The sequence below is a fragment of the Candidatus Aegiribacteria sp. genome, from assembly GCA_021108005.1.
Classification (GTDB): domain Bacteria; phylum Fermentibacterota; class Fermentibacteria; order Fermentibacterales; family JCC-6; genus Aegiribacteria.
This window is the reverse complement of sequence record JAIORS010000116.1, coordinates 1-3,752: the sequence shown is the minus strand read 5'-3', so window position 1 is coordinate 3,752 and position 3,752 is coordinate 1. Positions and strand designations below refer to the sequence as shown.

The following is a 3,752-nucleotide window of genomic DNA, read 5'->3' as shown; positions in this document are numbered from 1 at the left end:
ATTCATTCTTCTTGTGCCGGTCAAGCAGCAACTCTCCTCCTACCCCCACATTATCAGGGGAGTTTTCCCGAAGCAGGACGACCATGATCTGTGCTGGCAACCCGTAGAGCCTGGCTGCTGCATCGGATACCTCCTTCACGAACTGACGTTTCTTGTCCAGGTCTGTAACCTTTGGTCCATCTATCCTGATTGTTGGCATGCTGCTGCTCCTTTCTTTACTGCAAAACTGCCTGAAAAGGAAACTCCATTCAGGAATTGTTCTGTCCAAGCCTCCACACGAAGGCACGGCCGTTACCCTTTGTCCTTTTCAAACCGATTTCCTGTTCCATCCGATAGACCCACGTTGAACACGGACTCTTGTAGGGAAGATCAAGCCGCTCCTTAAGCTGTGCCCAGGTCAGACCATCCGGATTACGACGAAGTTCGTTCCTGATCACATCCCTGAACTCTTTCACCATCTCAGGGTAATGCTCCTGCAGTATCTGCCGTATGTTCTGCCAGTTGCGGTCTTCGTATCCGTTCAGGTTCAACGCGTAAACCCAGATTTCGTCAGAATACGGTTCTGCCAGGCTGATAAGTTCCCTCACATCGGTAATGAACGGTATCACAGGGCAGATAAGAGTATACGTTCTGATACCCTCCTCATGGAGCTTTTTGAGAGCTTCGAGCCTCTCTCTGTTAGGCGGTGTATCGGCTTCGAACAATTCTCTGTCATTGTCGTTCTGAAAGGCTATGGAGATGCCCGCCGATGAATCGGGCATACGCTTGAATAAGTCAATATCCCTGACCACCAGGTCGGACTTGGTCAGCACGCTAACCGGAAACCCGCGTTCAGCAAGTAATTCCAGTGCCTGTCTGGTCTGCCTGTAATCAGCTTCCAGAGGCTGATAGGCATCGGAATTCCAGCCGATGTAAATGGGCTGAGTATCGATAGACGCGATCTCATCGCTGAGCTGGCTGCGAATGTCCTGGTGTATTTGTATTTCCCTGGTCCAGTCCGTCTCAGCTTCGTTGAGAGCGTAACAGTAATGACAGTTATGTCTGCAGCCGATATAGGGATCCAATTGAAAAGTATAGCCTTCCAGAATGCAGGGTTGAAGAACGGATCGATGCGAGGAAATGCGAACTTCCGTCATCGCCTATCGTTCCCTCCGGAATTATATCCCTGCAGGCAGCCTGACATGAAACTCACCGACACAACATGCCTGGTGGTCGCGGAGCATTCAGTACTGGAAATTACAGGATGAAATCCTTCCTGTCATCGAGTCAGTATGCTCTATAAGTGGAAATGCCCGGCTGCTTCGGGTTGGTATGGAATTTCTTCGACTTTTAATCTTCTTAATCCTGCTGGAACATTCCATTCAATTATGTCACCAACACTGTATCCGATCAATGCGGTTCCAATTGGAGCTAAAATCGATATCTTTCCAGCTTTTAGATCGGCGTCTTCGGGGAAAACCAGCATATATGTGAATTTTTCTCCCGTATCCATATCTGTGAGGTGAACTTTAGAATTCATAGTAATCACATTTGGCGGTACATTCTTTGGTTTTATGATTATACCAATATTTAATTCTTTTTCTAACTCATCCAGATACTTCTTATCAGGGTGGTTACTATCACAGTTATCGATAAATTTCATCAATCTTTTCTTATCAAAAGAGCTGATATGGATTCTTCTTTTCTTCATTATTCTAACTCCTTCAGTGAGATATTAAAGTTATTTTATCATCTGTAACGACTATGCAATTGCTGCATAACCGGATAAACGTAAATGTGTACCAATTCACTAGTATTATTAATCGAATTTATGGTACAGTCAAGGAATTGTGACTTGACAGCAGCATAAAGAGATATTCGCCCTCCGGGATACTCCAGACATCGAAGACAGGCCTGTCATCGGTGCCCCGCAGTACCCACAGGTTACCCTCCCAGCCCAGCCAGATACCAGCTATTGGCGCTTTGAAAGTATCCGGATCATATATCCACTGCATTACGTTGGAGGTCCCCATTCCGGTTAGATACTCCTCTGTATGCCGTTTTTCCAGAGCGATTTCATCATCTGTTTTCTGAATAACTGGAAGGTCAAGTGACAGGGTGTCGAAGGGAACAGCATCGGATCCGTAGCATACGATCCGGTACTGCGGAGTATGCCGCTGTACCATGTACAGGTTTCCATCCAGATCCCCCGGTCCGTCTCCTCTTCCGCCGATATAGCCTGAATACTCTCCCTGAGGTGTGTATTTCCTGAGTTGAGCCCTGGACATATCAAGAGCGTAGATGATGCTGTCCGTTCTGGCAGCATCGGCAACATAACCGAACACGTAGCATGAATCCCCCACCTCGATCCCGATGGTATCTGTAACGCTCAGCTGTATGACCTGTTCCCCGGCAGTCTCTGAAACGCCGTCCGTCTGTTCACCGCCGCATGCCGCGATCAGAAGAAAAATACATGCGATAAATATTACTCTCTAACACAATTCATTTCCTCCTCGTACATTATGAGCCGACTCTATTTATCTATTCATGCAGTTACTGTATCAATCAGCTGCGAGATGTGCAATGCTCGGGCATATTCATTCTCCCGGCAGGATACATACTCTGCTGCGAATCCTATGTTCTAACGAACCTCCGCAAGGGTTCATAGTCGTACTTATCTGCTGCATGAAGAGCTGCGATATATCTTTGTCTGGTATCGCCGGCTCTGGAAAGATCCTCACTTCCCCATGTGAACCTTGAACAATTGAGGATATTTTCAAGGAGCAGATCGGTCATCAGCCGTGCATGCCGACCATTGCCGTTGGAAAACGGATGAATCAACACCAGCCGGTGATGAAAACGGATAGCTGTTTCATCAGGTGGATATTCATTCTGTTCTATCCATAAACGCACATCATCGCACAGGTTTTTCAGGTCAGTTGAAATCTGATGCCAGGGTCCGCCGATATTCTTGTCGGTGCGCCGAAAATGTCCTGCCCATTTCCAGACATTTGCGAACATGCGCCTGTGGAGTTCTCTGATGAATTGCTCATTCAGGATATCTGCCGGTGCTGTCCTGTCCAGCCATATCAATGCCTCAACAATATTGTCCTGCTCCCATCGGTCCAATTCACCACGTGTGGTTATATGCGTGAGAAGCAGGCCTTCTGCTTCGTCTGGATAAATGGGGGTGGCTCCTTCAGGATAGTCAAAATCCGGCATTATACATCCCAGAGATTTGATGGAAGCTCATCAATAATTTCTCTGATCATATCGAACAGGATAGCACTATTCTCTTTTTCACTGAGTGCCTGATTCTCAAGCTTCATTGTATGAGAGGCTCTCGCAAGGCGTTCAAGAGCAATTTGCTTTGCCTGATCACTAACAGTCTCTTCAAGGCTTGTTCTGGGAACAAGACCGTAAACGAAAACACAGTCCAGCGCTTCGGCGATCTTCCGTATAGTGTTAAAGGTAAGCGATCCGGTTATCTCCTGCTCCTCAATTTGCTTCGTGCGTGATCGGTGTTCACCAAGTCGATCGGCGAGTTGCCTTCCGTTCATACCCAAGGCATCTCTAATGGCACGGATCCAGCCTTTGACGGGAGGTGTTGAATCCCTCAGCGGTTCGAATTTTCGCAGAGTCTTATCAAGCTGCTCCCGAATGAGCTTCGTTTTCCTTTTCATATTCCTTCTCCCGAGTCAGGTTCTATTAATAATATCACAAAGACATACTGATGTCTACATATATATATACATTACTAATATATATGTCGA

General features: G+C 46.8%; 6 protein-coding genes. All 6 read right to left on the bottom strand.

Going from position 1 to position 3,752, the window contains the following annotated elements; genetic code table 11:
* A partial coding sequence (locus K8S15_07210) for a tautomerase family protein (GenBank protein MCD4775825.1) occupies positions 1-199 on the bottom strand: 199 nt, incomplete at its 3' end.
* A 49-nt stretch (positions 200-248) separates the two neighbouring features.
* A complete protein-coding gene (locus tag K8S15_07205; protein MCD4775824.1) occupies positions 249-1,136 on the bottom strand; it encodes a radical SAM protein in 888 nt (295 codons plus the stop codon).
* Between the two features lie 140 nt (positions 1,137-1,276).
* Positions 1,277-1,690: a nucleoside diphosphate kinase regulator gene (rnk, locus tag K8S15_07200; protein ID MCD4775823.1), complete on the bottom strand. Its 414-nt coding sequence runs from the start codon at positions 1,688-1,690 to the stop codon at positions 1,277-1,279.
* A gap of 118 nt (positions 1,691-1,808) precedes the next feature.
* On the bottom strand, positions 1,809-2,324 hold the full coding sequence (locus K8S15_07195) for a 6-bladed beta-propeller (GenBank protein ID MCD4775822.1): 516 nt from the start codon (positions 2,322-2,324) through the stop codon (positions 1,809-1,811).
* Positions 2,325-2,613: 289 nt separating this feature from the next.
* Positions 2,614-3,201 carry a mobile mystery protein B gene (locus K8S15_07190; GenBank protein MCD4775821.1) on the bottom strand — a complete coding sequence of 196 codons (588 nt, stop codon included), beginning with the start codon at positions 3,199-3,201 and terminating at the stop codon, positions 2,614-2,616.
* Positions 3,201-3,662 (bottom strand): mobile mystery protein A, encoded by a 462-nt coding sequence (locus tag K8S15_07185; GenBank protein MCD4775820.1) that lies wholly within the window; start codon positions 3,660-3,662, stop codon positions 3,201-3,203. Before K8S15_07185 ends, K8S15_07190 begins: the two co-directional genes overlap by 1 nt.
* Between the last annotated feature and the right edge of the window lie 90 nt (positions 3,663-3,752).

What these genes read in the sequence shown, in the direction of transcription:
- rnk (MCD4775823.1), bottom strand. Translation starts at nt 1,690, where the DNA reads ATGAAGAAAAGAAGAATCCATATCAGCTCTTTTGATAAGAAAAGATTG.
- K8S15_07185 (MCD4775820.1), bottom strand. Translation starts at nt 3,662, where the DNA reads ATGAAAAGGAAAACGAAGCTCATTCGGGAGCAGCTTGATAAGACTCTG.
- K8S15_07190 (MCD4775821.1), bottom strand. Translation starts at nt 3,201, where the DNA reads ATGCCGGATTTTGACTATCCTGAAGGAGCCACCCCCATTTATCCAGAC.
- K8S15_07205 (MCD4775824.1), bottom strand. Translation starts at nt 1,136, where the DNA reads ATGACGGAAGTTCGCATTTCCTCGCATCGATCCGTTCTTCAACCCTGC.